Below are 17,577 nucleotides of genomic sequence, written 5' to 3' on the forward strand. Positions count from 1 at the left end.
GCTGGCTGGCTTACTCGCTGAACGTCACCCACTCTTCCAGCGGCACGCGGTCGGTGCGGAAGGCGTTTTCAGGCTTTGACGTATCTTCGTAACCAACCGCCATGCCGCAGACGACGATCTCTTCGTCCGGAATGTCGAGCACCGGCCTGATCTGCCGGTGATAGGGCGCGAAGGCCGCCTGCGGACAGGTGTGCAGACCCCTGCCTCTAGCTGCGACCATGATGTTCTGCAGGAACATGCCGTAGTCGATCCACGAGCCCTGGTTGAGGCGGCGGTCGATGGTGAAGATCATGCCGACCGGAGCGTCGAAGAAGACGAAGTTGCGGTCGTGCTGGGCGCGCATCTTGTCGACCTCGCGGCGACCAATGCCGAGCGCGCCATAGAGGCCGAAACCGTTGGCGCGGCGGCGGGTCAGATACGGCTCGAAGAACTGGGTGGGATAATACCGGTACTCGTCCCAATCGGCTTTTTCGGCGCGAATGCCGGAATTGAGAATGGCGTCTGATATCCGCTGCTTGCTCTCGCCCTTGGTGACATAGACTTTCCATGGCTGCATGTTGGTGCCGGATGGGGCGCGCGCCGCAACCGCCAGAATGGCGCGGATGGTGTCGTCGTCGACCATGTCGGGCAGGAATGCGCGCACCGAACGGCGCGACAGGATCGCCTCGTCGACAATCTCGGCATCGCCCGCGATTCGGGGGTTATTTTCCAGCATGGGCCGTCCCTTACCCTTTGTCTCGATCGGACGTCCCCACTCGCCGCTCTCGGCGGAGCCTTTGCATGAACCGTCAAAATCGCGCAAGCAAATCTTGTGCATCCGTGAAAATCTACTTGATTTTTTCATGAGCTTGATTTCTCATGAAATTTGACGGTATTTTTTCATGAAGAGAGCGTTTTGCCTTCGACTACCGCAAGAACATTGCAGGGACCTGACGAACGCGTGCTGGCCGGCGATATCAGGGCCCTGCGCAAGGCGCGCGGGCTGACGCTCGCCGAGATCGGCCTGAAGCTTGGCCGTTCGGTCGGCTGGGTCAGCCAGGTCGAGCGCGGCCTGTCGATTCCATCGCTCGGTGACCTCCGAGCCTTCGCCGAACTGTTCGGCGTGCCGATCAGCCTGTTCTTCAGCCATGACGTGCCTGTCGAAAGCGAGCGCGGCGTGGTCGTGCGTGCCGGCAGGCGCCGCACGCTTGGCACAAGCGAATCCGGCCTGGTGGAGGAGCTTCTGTCGCCCGATCTCGGCGGTAGCTTCGAGATGGTGCGTTCGGTCTTCGCGCCGGGCGCGGAACTGAAGGCCGAGGCGCAGCGGCCGACCGAGGAAGCCGGATACGTCGCGTCCGGACTGTTCGACATCGAGATCGGAGGTGTCTGGCATCGGCTTGGCGAGGGCGACTCCTTTCGCTTCGAAGGCAAGCCCTACCGCTGGCGCAATCCGGGTGCCGAGCCGGCAATTGTCATCTGGGTGGTTTCACCACCCGTCTATTGAGTTCAAGTTTGGAGAAGAACATGGCGGGTTTGCCGAGCACGGCGCGCGTGGTGATCATCGGAGGCGGTGCCGTCGGCACCTCCTCGCTCTACCATCTCGCCAAGGCGGGCTGGACCGACTGCGTGCTCTTGGAAAAGAACGAGCTGACTTCGGGCTCGACCTGGCATGCCGCTGGCAACGTGCCGACTTTCTCCTCGTCCTGGTCGCTGATGAACATGCAGCGCTATTCGACCGAGCTTTATCGCGGGCTGGCCGACGCGGTCGACTATCCCATGAACTATCACGTCACCGGCTCGCTGCGCCTTGCCCACACGAAAGAGCGCATGCAGGAATTTCAGCGCGCCAAGGGCATGGGCCTCTACCAGGGCATGGACATCGACATTGTCGGTGTCGACGAGATCCAGCGTCGCTATCCCTTCATCGAGACGCATGACCTGAAAGGCGCGCTCTACGACCCGAGCGACGGCGACATCGATCCGGCGCAGCTCACCCAGGCGCTGGCCAAGGGTGCGCGCGACATGGGCGCGAAGATCATCCGCTTCTGCCCGGTCACAGGCGTGCGCCGTGAGAACGACGAATGGGTGGTCGAGACGGCACAAGGTGAGATCCGCTGCGAGATCGTCGTCAATGCCGCCGGCTACCGCGCCGCCGAAGTCGGCCGGATGTTCGGCCGCGACGTGCCGATGATGGTGATGAGCCATCAGTACATTTTGTTCGAGGAGATTCCCGAACTGGCGGCATGGTCGAAGGAACAGGGGAAGAAACTGCCGCTGCTGCGCGACGTCGACACCTCCTACTATCTTCGCCAGGAGAAGAACGGCATGAATCTCGGCCCCTATGAGCGCAATTGCCGCGCGCATTGGGCCACCCACAACGACCCGATGCCGGAGGATTTTTCCTTCCAGCTGTTCCCCGACGATCTCGACCGGCTCGAACATTATCTGGCCGACGCCGTCGCCCGCGTGCCGATCCTGGGCACCGCCGGCCTGTCCAAGGTCATCAATGGCCCGATCCCCTACACGCCGGACGGCAATCCGCTGATCGGCCCGATGCCCGGCGTTCCCAATGCCTTCGAGGCCTGCGTCTTCACCTTCGGCATCGCCCAGGGCGGCGGTGCCGGCAAGGTGCTGGCCGAATGGGTGACAGAGGGCCAGACCGAATGGGACATGTGGTCATGCGACCCGCGCCGCTTCACCTCCTTTGCCGCGGCGCCGGACTATTGCGTCGCCAAGGGCATGGAGATCTACGGCAACGAATACGCCATCCAGTTCCCGCGCCATGCCTGGCCGGAAGGCCGCGACCGCAAGCTGTCGCCGATCCACGATCGCATCAAGGCGCTCGGCGGCCGCTTCGACGCCTATAATGGCTGGGAGCGCGCCACCTGGTATGCGCAAGAGGGCGATGATATTTCAGAGGAAGCGACGCTGACCTTCCGCCGCGACGGACCGTGGCATCATCGCGTGCGCGATGAATGCCTGGCGGTGCGCGATGCCGCCGGCATTTTGGACCTGCCGGGTTTCTCGCGCTTCAACCTCGAGGGTCCGGGCGCTGCCGAATGGCTGAGCCTGCAGGTCACCGGGCTGGTGCCAAAACCCGGCCGCATCGGTCTCGTCTATTTTGCCGACGACAAGGGCCGCATCGTCACCGAAATGTCCGTCGTGCGCCACGACGAGAACGTGATGACGTTGATCACCGCGGCGGTCGCCCAATGGCATGATTTCGAATGGCTGAAATCGCGCCTGCCCAAGGACGCCCCGTTCAAGCTGATCGACCGGACCGAGGAATTTTCCACCCAGATCCTGGCCGGCCCCAACTCGCGAAAAATCCTCGCCGATGTCTGCGAAGCCGACCTCGCTTTGCCGTGGCTGACGCATCAGGAAACGAAGATCGCCGGCCGCTGGGCCAAGCTCGTGCGCGTCTCCTTCGCCGGCGAACTCGGCTGGGAAATCCACACCAGGATCGACGACACCGCCGCCATCTTCGATGCCATCTGCGCGGCGGGACAACAGCATGGGCTGAAGCCGTTCGGCATGTATGCGCTGGATTCGCTCAGGCTCGAAAAAGGCTACCGCACCTGGAAGGGCGACCTGTCGACCGACTATTCGATCCTGCAGGGCGGGTTGGAGCGCTTCGTCAAATGGGACAAGCCCGACTTCCGCGGCAAGGCGGCACTCCAGAACGAAAAGCAGCAAGGCGTGAAGAAGCGCTTCGTCACGCTGGTGGTGGAAAACCCCGGCGATTGCGACGCTCCGTCAGTTTCTACACTCTGGCATGACGGCAAGATCGTCGGCGAGACGACGTCGGGCGGCTGGGGTCATCGCATCGACAAGTCGATCGCACTCGGCATGCTGCGCGCCGACCTGGCCGAACCAGGTACATCAGTCGAGGTCGAAATCTTCGGTGACCGCTTTCAGGCGATCGTGCAGAAGGATGAACCGCTGTGGGATCCGAAGAACGAAAGGCTGCGCGCATGAAGAAAATCATCCTCACCGATGGCGGGATGGGCCAGGAACTGGTCCGCCGCAGCAAATCCGAGCCGACACCGCTTTGGTCGGCCAGGGTGCTGATCGACGAACCCGATTTGGTGCGCGACCTGCACGCGGAATTCATCCGTGCCGGCGCACGTGTCATCACCATCAACACCTATTCTGCGACACCCGAACGCCTGGCGCGCGAGGGCGCGGAAGACCTCTTCAAGCCATTGCAGAAGCGCGGCATCGAATTGGCCAGGCAGGCCCGCGACGAGGCCGGCGATGCAGCCATCGCCGGCTGCCTGTCGCCGCTTTTCGGCAGCTATGCACCGGCACTGACCATTTCCTTCGAGGACACGCTCGATATTTACCGCCGCATCGTTGCCGAGCAGGCCGATGGCGTCGACCTGTTCCTGTGTGAAACCATGGCGTCGGCGGACGAAGCCCGCGCGGCGGTCACCGCGGCATCGGAAAGCGGCAAGCCGGTATGGGTGTCGTGGACGCTGGCCGACCACGGCAAGCCACGGCTGCGCAGCGGCGAGACAATAGCCGCCGCGGCAGGCGCGCTCGATGGCCTGGCAGTCGCCGCGCGGCTGGTCAATTGCTGCCGGCCGGAAGCAATCGCCGCGGCTTTGCCTGAACTGATCGACCTCGGCGGCCCGGTCGGCGCCTACGCCAATGGCTTCACTTCAACCGAAGCACTCAAGCACGGCGGCACCGTCGATGTGCTGCACGCCCGTCACGACCTTGGCCCGGATGCCTATGCCGACCAGGCGATCGGCTGGGTCGAGGCTGGGGCAAGCATCGTTGGCGGCTGCTGCGAAGTCGGACCGCCGCACATCGCCGCCCTGCGCGACCGGCTCGAACAGGCCGGCTACGAAATTTCGGGAGTTTTGCATGCCTAGACCATCATCGCGTATTTCCGGCATCGTGCCTTCGGGCAAGGACGGCTGGGAAGTCCATTTCGCCGCCTGGACGCGCAAGGAGGCCGGCGAAGACATCATCATGCTGTCGGTTGGCGACCATGATTTCGACACGCCCTCGCAGACGATCGAAGCCTGTGTGACCGCGGTTCGCGGCAGCAATCATCACTACACCCCGCTTCCCGGCTTGCCGCGCCTGCGCAGGGCGATGGCGGCGGCCTCGACCGCCTGCACCGGCGTCGAGACGTCGCCGGATCAGGTGATCGCCACACCGGGTGGCCAGGCCGCACTCTACGCCGCCGTGCAGGGCGTGCTCGACCAGGGCGATCACGCCATCGTCGTGGCGCCCTATTATGCCACCTATCCCAACACGTTCAGCGCCGCAGGCGCTGATTTCACCGTCGTTGAGACACCGGCCGAGGATGGCTTCCAGCCGCGTGCCGACATGATCCGCGCGGCAATCCGGCCGAACACGCGCGCCATCCTGATCAACACGCCGAACAATCCGACAGGTGCTGTCTATTCGCGCGAGCGGCTGGAGCAGTTGGCAGAAGTCTGCCGGGAGCACGACCTCTGGCTGCTGTCGGACGAAGTCTACTGGACGCTCGGCGGCGGCGAGCACGTCTCGCCGCGCTCGCTGCCAGGTATGGCCGAGCGCACGCTGGTCATCAATTCGATGTCGAAGAGCCACGGCATGACCGGCTGGCGCATGGGCTGGCTGAATGGGCCGGAGGAGATGATCACACTCATGATCAATCTCAATCTGGTGACGACCTACGGCCTGCCGGCCTTCATCTCGATCGCTTGTTCCGAGGCGCTGGAGAACCGTTACGGCGTCAAGGAGATCGCCGAACGTTACGCGGCACGCCGCACCGTCTTGCTCGATGCCGTGCGCGGCATGAACGATGTCACCGTGCGCGGTTCGGAGGGCGGCATGTATGTCATGCTCGACATCTCGGCCGTCGAACCGGACGACGAGAAATTCGCCTGGGCCCTGCTCGACAACGAAAAGGTTGGCGTGATGCCCGGCTCCAGCTTCGGCGAGGCGGCCGCCGGCCACATTCGCATCAGCCTCTGCCAGCCCGAACCCGTGCTGCGGGAAGCTGCACGTCGTCTGCGCCGCTTTGCTTCCAGCTACCGTCGCGAGGCAGCATGACCGCCAAGGCAGTTCCCGCCAAAGCAAAAGCGGTCATCATCGGCGGCGGCGTTTCCGGCTGTTCGGTCGCCTATCACCTGGCCAAGCTCGGCTGGACCGATATCGTGCTTCTCGAACGCAAACAGCTGACGTCGGGCACGACATGGCACGCCGCCGGCCTGATCGGCCAGTTGCGCGGTTCGCAGAACATGACCCGGCTGGCGAAATATTCCGCCGACCTCTACGTCAAGCTGGAGGCCGAGACGGAGGTCGGCACCGGCATGCGCCAGGTCGGTTCGATCACCGTGGCGCTGACCGAGGAGCGCAAGCACGAGATCTACAGGCAAGCGTCGCTGGCGCGTGCCTTCGATGTCGACGTGCGCGAGATTTCGCCCAGGGAAGTCAGCGAGATGTACCCGCATCTCAATGTTTCCGATGTCGTCGGCGCCGTTCATCTGCCGCTCGACGGCCAGTGCGACCCCGCCAACATCGCCATGGCGCTGGCCAAGGGCGCGCGCCAGCGCGGCGCCACCATCGTCGAGAATGTGAAGGTCACCAAGGTCCATACCAAGGCCGGCCGCGTCAGCGGCGTGTCCTGGGCACAGGGCGAAGACCAAGGCACGATCGAAGCCGACATCGTCGTCAACTGCGCCGGCATGTGGGCGCGCGAACTGGGAGCGCAGAACGGCGTCACCATCCCGCTGCATGCCTGCGAGCATTTTTACCTCGTCACCGAACCGATCCCCGGCCTCACCCGTCTGCCGGTGCTGCGGGTGCCGGACGAGTGCGCCTACTACAAGGAGGACGCCGGCAAGATGATGCTGGGCGCCTTCGAGCCGGTGGCAAAACCCTGGGGCATGGACGGCATCCGCGAGGATTTCTGCTTCGACCAGTTGCCGGAGGACATGGAGCATTTCGAGCCGATCCTCGAAATGGGCGTCAACCGCATGCCGATGCTGGCAACCGCCGGCATCCACACCTTCTTCAACGGTCCTGAGAGTTTTACGCCCGACGACCGCTACTATCTCGGCGAGGCGCCGGAGCTGTCCGGCTACTGGATGGCGACCGGCTACAACTCGATCGGCATCGTCTCCTCCGGCGGCGCCGGCATGGCGCTGGCGCAGTGGATCAATGACGGCGAAGCCCCGTTCGACCTGTGGGAAGTCGACATCCGCCGCGCCCAGCCGTTCCAGAAGAACCGGCGCTATCTCAAGGAACGCGTCTCCGAAACGCTCGGCCTGCTCTATGCCGACCATTTCCCTTATCGGCAGATGGCGACCTCGAGGAATGTCAGGCGTTCGCCGCTGCACGAGCATCTGAAGGTGCGCGGCGCCGTGTTCGGCGAAGTCGCCGGCTGGGAGCGCGCCAACTGGTTCGCTCGCGAGGGCCAGGAGCGCGAATACCGCTATTCCTGGAAGCGCCAGAACTGGTTCGACAACCAGCGGGAAGAACACCTCGCGGTCAGGAATGGCGTCGGCCTGTTCGACATGACCTCCTTCGGCAAAATCCGTGTCGAGGGCCGCGACGCCAGCGCTTTCCTGCAAAGACTGTGCGCCAACGACATGGACGTCGCGCCGGGCAAGATCGTCTACACCCAGATGCTCAACCAGCGCGGCGGCATCGAGAGCGACCTGACGGTTTCGCGGCTGTCGGAAACGGCTTTCTTCCTCGTCGTCCCCGGCGCCACGCTGCAGCGCGACCTGGCTTGGCTGCGCAAGCACGTCGCCGACGAGTTCGTCGTCGTCACCGACGTGACGGCGGCCGAAAGCGTGCTCTGCCTGATGGGCCCGGACGCAAGAAAGCTGATCCAGAAGGTCAGCCCCAACGATTTTTCCAATGATAAAAATCCGTTCGGCACGTTCCAGGAAATCGAGATCGGCATGGGCCTGGCCCGCGCCCACCGCGTCACCTATGTCGGCGAACTCGGCTGGGAACTCTATGTCTCGACCGACCAGGCGGCTCATGTCTTCGAGGCGATCGATGAGGCCGGCGCCGAAGGCGGCCTGAAGCTCTGCGGCCTGCACACGCTGGATTCCTGCCGCATCGAAAAGGCCTTCAGGCATTTCGGCCACGACATCACCGATGAAGACAATGTGCTGGAAGCCGGCCTTGGCTTCGCGGTGAAGACCGCCAAGGGCGACTTCATCGGCCGCGATGCCGTGCTGCGCAAGAAGGAAGCCGGCCTGTCACGCCGGCTCGTCCAGTTCCGCCTGAAGGATCCAGAGCCCCTGCTCTTCCACAACGAAGCGATCCTGCGCGACGGCAAGATCGTCGGCCCGATCACTTCAGGCAATTACGGCCATCATCTCGGCGGCGCGGTCGGGCTAGGCTATGTGCCATCCGAGGGCGAGAGCGAAGCGGATGTGCTGGCTTCATCCTACGAAATCGAGATCGCCGGCGAGCGCTTTGCGGCGGAAGCCTCGCTGAAGCCGATGTATGATCCGAAGGCCGAGCGGGTGAAGATGTAGCGCCTCTTACCCTCCCCCTTGTGGGGAGGGTCGGCTCGCGGTCGGAGCAGAGCGGAGATTGCGGGACGGGGTGGGGATAGCGCCCTACGAGACCCCGCTTCTCAAAACCGCTCCAGCTTTGCCCGCACCTTCGCCAGAAACGCCGCCCTTGTTGCCGGCGTCGAGGCATCCATCAAATAGTGCGCCAGGAAAAACGTCCGGCAGCGCGTCGCGCACAGCGCCCGCATGCCGCGCAGCAGGGTCTTGCGTCCCGGCTGGCCGACGACGACGCTCCACCAGGTCGGGGCGCCGCAGGTGGTGATGACACCGACCTTGGTCACATGCGTCATCAGCGACTTGATCCGCCCCTTGCCGGCCGGCAGCTTGAAGGCGACGTCCGTCGCCCACACCCGGTCGAGCCAGCCCTTCAGCATCGCCGGCAGTCCGTACCACCAGGTCGGATATACAAACAGGATCGCTTCGGCCCAGTTGAGCAGCTCGAAATGCGGCTTCAGCGCCGGGTCCTGCGGCGCCTGGTCATTGTAGGAGCGTCGCTCGTCGCAACCCATCACCGGGTCGAATTTATCGGCGTAGAGGTCGAGCAGCCGCACCTCCCAGCCTCGTCGCATCAGCACCTCGACGGCGCTGTCGCGAATGGCCGCACAGAAGCTGTCGGGCACCGGATGGCAGTAGACCACCAGCGCACGCATCAGAAGGCATCCATGCTGGCCGCGACCTTGGCAATGAATTTCCGCCGTGTGTCATCGGTCGAGAGATTCATCGCGTAGTGCGCGAGGTAGGTCACCGGCGCGCCCGGTTTGACGGTGGCGCGCAGCATGCGCTTGATCAGTTTGCGCGGCGGATCGCCCATCAGCATGGCGCGGAACCGGCTGCCGCCATAAGTGGTCACCGCCGCAACCTTGCGTATGTTGTGCAGCGACGGCTGCGCCATGCCGTCGACCAGCTTGAACGACACGCCGGGAAGGAAGACGCGATCGAAAAAGCCTTTCAGTATCGCTGGAAAGCCATAGTTCCAGACTGGATAGGAAAGCACCAGCGCATCGGCTCGCAGCAGGCGTTCGACATAAGGTGCGGCAGCGTCAGCGGCGCCGCGCGGATTGTGGTAGTCCAGCCTTTCCTGCCGCGTCATCCGCGGATCGAAATCCTCCGCGTAGAGGTCGCAGTCATCGACCGTATGGCCCGCCGCCGTCAACCGCTCTACGATCATGCGGTGCAGGCCGGCATTGAAGCTGGTCTCGACCGGATGGGCGTAAAGGACGAGGATGTTCACAGGGGAATATCCCCTAGGTCAGTGCGAGGCACCCCCCTCTGCCCTGCCGGGCATCTCCCCCGCAAGGGGGGAGATCGGACTGCCGTATCGCTTTCGCTAACTGTCGACGCCGCAGAATGGTCGCGACTCAAAGGCTGCCAATCTCCCCCCTTGCGGGGGAGATGTCCGGCAGGACAGAGGGGGGTACTCAAGCGCAAACCTCTCCTCATCCCACTCTCTGCAGCCCCTTGAACAAAAAAGTCCGACCCGAACGGTAGTCGTAGTCCGGGTTCTCCCAGGCGATCATCTTGCCGGGGTTGAGCAGGCCTTGCGGATCGGTCTCGCGCTTGAAGGCGAGCTGCACCGCGTCGGTCTGCTTCATGCCGCCCTCTTCCAGCGTGTAGCGATGCGGGTTGAAGATCGGGCAGCCATTCTCCTCATGCAGGCGCACGATCTCGTCGAGCCGAGCCTCGCTGGTGAACTTGACCAGCGGCAGGCCGAAGCAGGTGATGTTGCCGTCCAGCCGCACGAATTCCAGATGCGAGAAAACCTCGCCCGGAAACATCTTGTCCATCTTTTCGACCAACGCGAGCTGGTTGGGAAAGGGATAGAGCGACTGCAGATAGGTAATCGAAGGATCGACGCGCAGCGCCCTCAGCGTCGTGTGGTTCCAGGCCAGCTCATAGGCCGGCGGCAGCCCCTTCTTTTCGTCCAGCGTTGCGGTTGCGGCATTGTAGATCACCTCGCCACCGGCCCGGCCGGTGAAGGCCAGTAAAGCGTCCAGCCCATGCCGCGCCACCATGACGACGCAGATGCTCTGCCCCTGCTGCAGGAATTTCTGGTGCCGCTTGAAATAAAGCTGTGGCACGGGTGCCGCTATCGGCGTGATCAGCTTGGTCAGGATACCGTCCTGGCACGCCAGTGCATTTCCATAGCGGGCCGCATCCATGAAAGCGTCGAAGCCGACGATGACGTCGATCCATTCATAAGCCGCGGTCAGCGGCATCTCGACCTCCGATATGATGCCGTTGGTGCCGTAGGCATGGGTCACCTTGTGCAGATCCTCGCCGGTGAGTTCGAGCGCTTTCGGCTCGGCCTCCATGGTCACCACGCGCAGCCGGAGCACATTGCCGAAATCACGCAGGCCACCGAAATTGATCGAGCCGACGCCGCCCGAACCGCCGGCGATGAAGCCGCCGATCGAAGCGGTGTTGTAGGTAGAGGGCGATAGCCGGAGTTCCTGCCCGGAATGCGCTCGCGTTGCCTTGTCGATATCGGCCAGAATGGCCCCCGGTCCGGTCACGACGCGACCCGGGGCGATCGACTTGATCTCGTTCATCTCGGCAAGGTTGAGCACGACGCCGCCGGAGAGCGGCATCGCCTGGCCGTAATTGCCGGTGCCGCTGCCGCGCGGTGTCACCGGCACGCCATGGCGATGACAGGCGGCAAGCACGCGGATCAGTTCGGCCTCGTTCTTCGGCGTCACGATCAGATCGCCGGTGACATGGTCCAGTTGCTGCTTCAGCACCGGGCTGTACCAGTAGAAGTCACGGCTCTTCTGCTGGACGATGGCCGGATTGTCGTCGACCTTGAGCCCGTCAAGATCGCGTTTGAGCGCCGAAACGTCCATCATTCCACCATCAGTTCGTCGAGTTCGGCATAGTCGGGCAATTGCCGGTCGATCGCCTTGCCGCCGCGCACCACGATGCGATCCGATTCGGGCCGCGAGAGCAATTCCGTCCAGCTTCGGCCTTTGAACAGGACAAAATCGGCATCGCCGCCGGCGGCAAGCGTGCCGAAGCCATCAAGCCGCATCACCTTGGCCGGCGTCGCGGTGACCGCTTGCGGCCAGTCGGCGACCGGATGGTCCAAATGCAGGATGCGCGTCGCCATGCGGTAAACCTCCAGCATGTCGAGATCGCCATAGGCATAAAATGGGTCACGCGTATTGTCGGATGCGACGGCAACCGCAATGCCCCTCGCCTTCATTTCGTGCAGCAGCGTCACACCACGCCAGCGCGGCGTGGTGCCGTCGCCGCGCCGATCCTGCAAATAGAGATTGCACATCGGCAATGAAACGACGGCTAGCCCTGCCTTCGCCACCTTGTCCAGCGTGTCGAGCACGTCGAGGTCCGGCTGGCGCGCAAGCGAGCAGCAATGGCCGACGAGGATCTTTCCTTCGAAACCGTTCCAAAGAGCGGCCTCGGCGATCTTCTTCAGCGATATGGCGGAGATGTCATCGGTCTCGTCGGCATGGAAATCGAGATCGAGGCCATGCTTGATCGCTTGCGCGAAGACATGGTCGAGCAGTTCTTCGAGGTCCGGCACCATATAGGTGACGACACCGAGCACGCCCTTTGCCGCGGCAACCCTCTTTGCCAGCCTGTCGAACCACTTTTTGTCGCGTACGCCTTCGATGCCGAGCAAACAGGCGCCCTGCAACTCGATGCGGCCGCGCCATGCCTCGCGCATCGTCTCGAACACCGGCCAGGAGATTTCTTCCTGCGGCGCGACACTGTCGAGATGCGTGCGCATTGCCCTGGTGCCATGGGCGTAGGCTGAGCGCAGCGAGAAATCCATCCGTTTCGCAACGTCCTCGGCGCTCCAGCGTGCCACACGATCGGCGCCGGCGGCATTCAGCGCGCCCAAGAACGTGCCGTCGGGATTGGGCTTTCGCGGCCAGATATGGCCCTTGTCGATATGCGTGTGGCAGTCGACGAAGCATGGCAGCACGATGCGGCCGCCAAGATCGACGGCATCAGCAGGCGCTGCACGACCGTGGGCGGCAATGCCTGCGATTTTGCCGTCCGCGATAGTGACGTCGGCAAGCGCAAAGCCATCCCTGTCGAGAGCAGCGCCAAGGCCTGGGGTCAGGGATGCGTGAAGCCTGACATTGGCGAGCCGGTATGAACCTGTGTTCGGAATCAAGGGCCTAGCGCTCCTGCTTCAGTGCGCTTTCGTGCCAGCGCCGCAAAATGAGATGCGAAATCAGCGACAGCACGAGGAAGATCAAAATGCCGGTCAGCGAGATCAGGAACAGCGCCGCGAACAGCCGCGGCGCGTTGAGCCGGTAACCGGCCTCGATGATGCGCGAGGCAAGGCCAGAGGACTGGCCGGTGGTGCCGGCGACGAATTCGGCCACCACGGCGCCGATCAGCGACAGGCCGCCGGCGATCTTCAATCCGCCGAGGAAATAGGGCATCGCCGCCGGCAGCCTGAGATAGCGCAACTGCTGCCAACGCGTCGCGCCGTTGAGCTTGAACATATCGCGCAGATTGCGGTCGACGGAGTTGAGGCCAAGCGTGGTATTGGACAGGATCGGAAAGAAGGCGACGATCCAGGCGCACAGCAGAAGCTTGGTCGTCTGGTCGTTCACATAGATGTTGATCAGCGGGAAAATCGCCACGATCGGCGTCACCTGCAACACGATGGCGAAGGGGAAGAATGACATCTCGACCCATTTCGACTGCGCGAACAGCACCGCCAGCCCGACCCCGCCGATGACGGCCAGAGCCAGGCTGAGGAAGGTGATGCGCAAGGTGACCAGCAGCGAGGAAAACAGCAGGCCGGCATCGTTGTAGAGTGTCCACAGCACCACGCCGGGACGCGGCAGGATGTATTGCGGGATCGCGTTCCACACGCAGATGCGATCCCACAGCCAGATCGCCAGGATCATGATCGCCAGCGGCAGCACCCAGCGGCCGATCCGTTCGAACCGCTCCTGGCGCACGCGGCGTGCTTCCTCGGGGTCGAGTTTGAGCACACGCTCGTCAATGGCCGTCATGATGCGCGCCTGCTGTTGAATTGATGGCCTTGACCAGCACATCGGAGGCCTGACGGCACAGTGCCGCGTAGTCGGGCGAGGTGCGAAACGCCTCGTCGCGCGGATAGGTGGCCTCGATGGCGAGTTCGTCGAACACCCTGCCCGGCCGCGCCGCCATGACGACGACGCGGTTGGAGAGGAACACGCTTTCAAAGACGCTGTGGGTGACGAAAACGACGGTGAAGCGTTCGTCCTGCCACAGTTCCAGGAGATCGTTGTTGAGCTTGAAGCGGGTGATCTCGTCGAGTGCCGCGAACGGTTCGTCCATCAGCAGCACGCGCGGTTTGGTCACCATGGCCCGCGCGATCGAGACGCGCATCTTCATGCCGCCGGACAGTTCGCGCGGCACCGCGTCTTCGAAACCGGTCAGGTGCACCCGCGCCAGCATCTCCGTGATCGCCGGTGTCGCCTTGGCGCGCGAAATGCCTTTCAGCCGAAGCGGCAGCCAGACATTGTCGAAAACATTGGCCCAGGGCAGCAGCGTCGGCTCCTGGAAGACGAAGCCGATGTTCGAACGGTCAAGCGAGCCGCCGCCGCGCCAGTCGAGCACGCCGGAGGTCGGCGTCGACAGGCCGGCGATCAGCCGCAGCGCCGTCGACTTGCCGCACCCCGACGGCCCAAGCAGGCTGAGGAAATCGCCTTCCCGGATGGTCAGGTCGACGTCGCTGAGCGCCGTCACGCCGTTGGAAAATACCTTGCCGACGCCGCGCAGCGCCAGAAGCGTCGGGGCCGTACCCGACACAGCCGGCGCTGGCGCCACTTTTTCCCTTATCATGCCGGGACCGGCCTATTTCTTCAGCTCGAGCCCGACGCCCTTGTTGATGAAGGTCAGCGTGTAGGCCTTCTTGATGTCGATGCCGGCTGGCGTGACCTTGGCCTTGACCATCTTGTCGTAGAAACTCTTGATCCGCTCGTCGGTCATGGCGCCGATGCCGAGCTTTTCGGTGTCGCCGGAATCGGCCAGGCCGAACTTCTTCATCTGCTCGATCGAGAACGCGATCTGCTCGTCGCTCATGTCGGGATTGTCTTTCTTGATCAAGTCGTTGGCGGCCTTGTTGTTGCCGTAGAGATATTTGTACCAGCCCTTGGCGGAGCCATCGACGAAGCACTGGACCACCTCCGGCTTCTTGTCGATCGTGTCCTGCATCACCTCGATCGTCGTCGAGTAGGTATCCCAGCCATAGTCGGCGAGCAGGAACTGGTTCGGCACGAAGCCGCCTTCCTTCTTGACCGCGAACGGCTCGGAGGTGACGTAGCCCTGCTGGATCGACTTCTTGTTGGCGAGGAAGGGAGCGGTGTTGTAGGTGTAGGGCGCGCGCTTGGAGGCATCGAAGCCGAGTTCGATGACCATCCACTGGAAGAAGGTCTGCACGCCCTCGTCACCCAATATGTACTGGTCGGCGTTCTTCAGGTCCTCCCATTTGTCGAGCCCTTCGCCGGGATGGGACATCATGACCTGCGGGTCCTTCTGGAAATCCGCCGCCACCACCCGCATCGGAATGCCTTGCTGCACGGCATCGAAAGCCGACAGCAGATTGCCGCCCATGTAGAAATCGATCTTGCCGGCCAGCAGCATCGGCCGGCCGCTGACCTGCGGACCGCCCTGCATAATGGTGACGTCGAGGCCGCAGGCGGCATAGGTGCCGTCCGCCACGGACTGGTAATATCCGCCATGCTCCGGCTCGGCCAACCAGTTGGTGCCGAAGGTGACTTTCTCATTCGCAGCAGCACCCAGCGTGCTGGCTGCAAGCAGGGCCACAATCGCCACCGAGATCTTCTGTTTTCCGTACATCGACACCACCCTCTGTTTGCTCCGGCGCGCCACGCGCCAGGCTCGACACCAAAGATTCAAGAAGCAAGACACATGCCACCGGCGTCTGGCGCCGGGGCCGCCCGCTTGAAAGACGTTGCCATGCCAAGCGCGGACGGGTCATGCTGTACGGAAGGCATCGTGCCTATTTTTTGAACGGCTGTCCATAATCGCCCGGGCAACATGCACCGCCATCTTGAAGGTGTAGTGGGTCCGGCTTTAGGCTGACGGCATCCAGGAGATTGCCATGTTCAGATTCCTCACCCCGAAGTCGATCAAGCCGCCCTTTGCCCGCTACAGCCACGGCGTCGAGGTGCCGGCTGGCAAGCGGCTGGTGCTGTGCTCGGGTCAGGTCGCCATCACCGCGGACGACCAGATTCCCGAAGACGCCGGCGCGCAGGCCGAACTCTGCTTTCAAAACATCGCGGCGATTCTCGGCGAAGCCGGCCTGGGTCTGAGGGATATCGTGCGCATCAACACCTATGTCACCGATCGCGCGCATCTGCGGCCCTATATGGATGTCCGCGACCGGCTGTTTTCCAGCCCCGCGCCGGCCTCGACGCTGATGATCGTTTCCGGCTTTGCCCGCCCCGAATTCAAGGTCGAGGTCGAGGCCATCGCGGCCGGGTGATCGACAGACCGCGCTTGCCGCGCTAGGTCTGCCGGACCATTGAAGAGGCATGACATGACCGTACCCAAAAGACGTGTGTGGTGGGGCGACTACCGGACCACCGAATACGCCTCGATCGATCCGGAGGCGACGATCGCCGTGCTGCCGGTGGCGGCGATCGAGCAGCATGGGCCACATCTGCCGGTCTCTACCGACACTTCGATCATGAACGGCATGCTCGACACGGTTATTTCGCGCCTGCCCGACGATCTCGACATCCGCATCCTGCCGGTCCAGGCAGTGGGCAAGTCGAACGAACATCTGCACGCGCCGGGCACCCTCACTCTGCCGGCAACCACGCTGATAGAAGCCTGGACCGAGCTTGGCCTGTCGATCGCGCGCGCCGGGGTGCGCAAGCTGATCGTGGTCAATTCGCATGGCGGCAACGAAGAGATCATGGGCATTGTCACGCGCGAACTGCGCGTGCGTGAAAAGATGCTGGCGGTAAAGACCAGCTGGCAACGCTTCGGCCGCCCGTCCGGCATGTACACCGAGCTCGAGGACCGCCACGGCATCCATGGCGGCGATGTCGAGACCTCGCTGATGCTGCATTTCCGGCCGGACCTCGTCGACATGGCCAAGGCCGACAATTTCGTTTCCAATGTCGCCAAGGCCGAGAAGGAATTCTCGCTGCTGCGCCACACCGGCACCCACGCCTTCGCCTGGATAGCTGGCGATCTCAACCCGAACGGCGTCGTCGGCGATGCCAGCATCGCGACGGCGGAGAAAGGCCGGCTGACGGCAGAATATCAGGCCGACGGCTTCATCAGCCTGCTGCGGGATGTCCGCAAGGCGAAGCTCGCGGACTGGTTGACGTAGCCTCCAAACCAGTGGTCTGGCATCGAAAGGCAAACGCTGTCCTCTTGAACAAACCAGGCGACGGAGGGCGGATCAGACGATCACGCTTTTGCACAGAGAGATTTCCGCACAAGAGATTTTGACAAACTTTGCCAAATGGGCCATACTGGACGGGATATGGAGGCCAGTATGGCAACGATGAACGTATCATTGCCCGATCCGATGAAAGATTGGGTTGAGGCGCAAACCGAAACGGGCCGCTACGCCAACGCGAGCGATTATGTGCGCGATTTGATCCGTCGGGATCAGGAGCGCAACGACAAGATTGCCGCCATGCAGCGCTTTGTCGATGATGGCTTGAAGAGTGGCATCGGCAATCGATCCAGGGACGCGCTTTTCACGGAGGCGGTTAAACGCGCTGAAAAGCCATCCGGCAATAGGTAGTGGGATTTCGCCTTTCTTTAGCCGCGGAAGAGGACATCGTCGGTATTGCCGAGCAAGGGGTGCGCCTGTTCGGCGCTGTGCAGGCCAGACAGTATCATGACGAGTTGTTCACGATCTTTGACCTGATCGCTGCCAGTCCCCGAATAGCGCGAGAGCGGCTTGAATTGAGGCCACCGATGCGTATCCATCCCTTCAAAGCCCATCTTGTCGTCTACCGGATCGAAGCCGACGACGACGTGTTCATTGTCCGGGTACGCCACGGGCATGAAGATTGGGCGAATGAAGGCCACTCGATAATCGAAC

16 protein-coding genes and 1 pseudogene are annotated in these 17,577 nt (G+C 63.0%); 9 read left to right on the top strand and 8 right to left on the bottom strand.

The window, feature by feature from the left end; genetic code table 11:
- Positions 1–10 precede the first annotated feature (10 nt).
- Positions 11–715: a nitroreductase gene (locus X735_RS145825; protein ID WP_023812343.1), complete on the bottom strand. Its 705-nt coding sequence runs from the start codon at positions 713–715 to the stop codon at positions 11–13.
- A 225-nt stretch (positions 716–940) separates the two neighbouring features.
- Between X735_RS145825 and X735_RS145820 the strand changes: the two genes are divergently transcribed.
- From X735_RS145820 to X735_RS145800, 5 genes are read left to right on the top strand one after another with little or no spacing between them, the layout of a single operon-like run.
- Positions 941–1,483 (top strand): XRE family transcriptional regulator, encoded by a 543-nt coding sequence (locus X735_RS145820; protein WP_023812344.1) that lies wholly within the window; start codon positions 941–943, stop codon positions 1,481–1,483.
- Positions 1,484–1,503: 20 nt separating this feature from the next.
- Positions 1,504–3,957, top strand: coding sequence for an FAD-dependent oxidoreductase (locus X735_RS145815; RefSeq protein WP_023812345.1), 2,454 nt, complete (start codon positions 1,504–1,506; stop codon positions 3,955–3,957).
- The gene (locus X735_RS145810; RefSeq protein WP_023812346.1) at positions 3,954–4,859 is read left to right on the top strand and encodes a homocysteine S-methyltransferase family protein; all 906 of its coding nucleotides are present in this window, start codon (positions 3,954–3,956) and stop codon (positions 4,857–4,859) included. Before X735_RS145815 ends, X735_RS145810 begins: the two co-directional genes overlap by 4 nt.
- The gene (locus tag X735_RS145805; RefSeq protein ID WP_023812347.1) at positions 4,852–6,033 is read left to right on the top strand and encodes a pyridoxal phosphate-dependent aminotransferase; all 1,182 of its coding nucleotides are present in this window, start codon (positions 4,852–4,854) and stop codon (positions 6,031–6,033) included. The genes X735_RS145810 and X735_RS145805 overlap by 8 nt, the downstream gene beginning before the upstream one ends.
- Positions 6,030–8,480 (top strand): FAD-dependent oxidoreductase, encoded by a 2,451-nt coding sequence (locus X735_RS145800; protein WP_023812348.1) that lies wholly within the window; start codon positions 6,030–6,032, stop codon positions 8,478–8,480. Before X735_RS145805 ends, X735_RS145800 begins: the two co-directional genes overlap by 4 nt.
- Positions 8,481–8,581: 101 nt before the next feature.
- Here the strand turns inward: X735_RS145800 and X735_RS145795 are convergent, their stop codons facing one another.
- The 7 genes from X735_RS145795 to X735_RS145765 all read right to left on the bottom strand — a co-directional run bounded on the left by X735_RS145795 (position 8,582) and on the right by X735_RS145765 (position 15,344).
- Positions 8,582–9,169, bottom strand: coding sequence for an NAD(P)H-dependent oxidoreductase (locus tag X735_RS145795; RefSeq protein ID WP_023812349.1), 588 nt, complete (start codon positions 9,167–9,169; stop codon positions 8,582–8,584).
- Positions 9,169–9,750 carry an NAD(P)H-dependent oxidoreductase gene (locus X735_RS145790; RefSeq protein WP_023812350.1) on the bottom strand — a complete coding sequence of 194 codons (582 nt, stop codon included), beginning with the start codon at positions 9,748–9,750 and terminating at the stop codon, positions 9,169–9,171. The genes X735_RS145795 and X735_RS145790 overlap by 1 nt, the downstream gene beginning before the upstream one ends.
- Before the next feature lie 205 nt (positions 9,751–9,955).
- Positions 9,956–11,359 (bottom strand): FAD-binding oxidoreductase, encoded by a 1,404-nt coding sequence (locus tag X735_RS145785; protein WP_031213523.1) that lies wholly within the window; start codon positions 11,357–11,359, stop codon positions 9,956–9,958.
- Positions 11,359–12,657, bottom strand: a complete 1,299-nt coding sequence (locus X735_RS145780) for a cytosine deaminase (protein ID WP_023812352.1) — start codon at positions 12,655–12,657, stop codon at positions 11,359–11,361. Before X735_RS145780 ends, X735_RS145785 begins: the two co-directional genes overlap by 1 nt.
- A gap of 4 nt (positions 12,658–12,661) precedes the next feature.
- Positions 12,662–13,513, bottom strand: a complete 852-nt coding sequence (locus X735_RS145775; protein ID WP_023812353.1) for an ABC transporter permease — start codon at positions 13,511–13,513, stop codon at positions 12,662–12,664.
- The gene (locus X735_RS145770) at positions 13,500–14,327 is read right to left on the bottom strand and encodes an ABC transporter ATP-binding protein (protein WP_023812354.1); all 828 of its coding nucleotides are present in this window, start codon (positions 14,325–14,327) and stop codon (positions 13,500–13,502) included. The genes X735_RS145775 and X735_RS145770 overlap by 14 nt, the downstream gene beginning before the upstream one ends.
- 12 nt (positions 14,328–14,339) lie before the next feature.
- Entirely contained in the window at positions 14,340–15,344 is a 1,005-nt protein-coding gene (locus X735_RS145765; RefSeq protein ID WP_023812355.1) for an ABC transporter substrate-binding protein, read from the bottom strand.
- 265 nt (positions 15,345–15,609) lie between these two features.
- On the opposite strand from X735_RS145765, the gene X735_RS145760 reads away from it, so the two are divergent.
- From X735_RS145760 to X735_RS1000000167770, 4 genes and pseudogenes are all read left to right on the top strand, one after another.
- Positions 15,610–15,993: a RidA family protein gene (locus tag X735_RS145760; RefSeq protein ID WP_023812356.1), complete on the top strand. Its 384-nt coding sequence runs from the start codon at positions 15,610–15,612 to the stop codon at positions 15,991–15,993.
- Positions 15,994–16,047: 54 nt separating this feature from the next.
- Entirely contained in the window at positions 16,048–16,851 is an 804-nt protein-coding gene (locus X735_RS145755; RefSeq protein WP_023812357.1) for a creatininase family protein, read from the top strand.
- Between the two features lie 168 nt (positions 16,852–17,019).
- Positions 17,020–17,274: a type II toxin-antitoxin system ParD family antitoxin gene (locus tag X735_RS145750; RefSeq protein ID WP_023812358.1), complete on the top strand. Its 255-nt coding sequence runs from the start codon at positions 17,020–17,022 to the stop codon at positions 17,272–17,274.
- Positions 17,274–17,558 (top strand): annotated as a pseudogene (locus X735_RS1000000167770) (type II toxin-antitoxin system RelE/ParE family toxin); the annotation flags it as partial. The gene X735_RS145750 and the pseudogene X735_RS1000000167770, both read left to right, overlap by 1 nt.
- Between the last annotated feature and the right edge of the window lie 19 nt (positions 17,559–17,577).

It is taken from the genome of Mesorhizobium sp. L2C084A000, from assembly GCF_000502875.1.
Classification (GTDB): Bacteria; Pseudomonadota; Alphaproteobacteria; order Rhizobiales; family Rhizobiaceae; genus Mesorhizobium.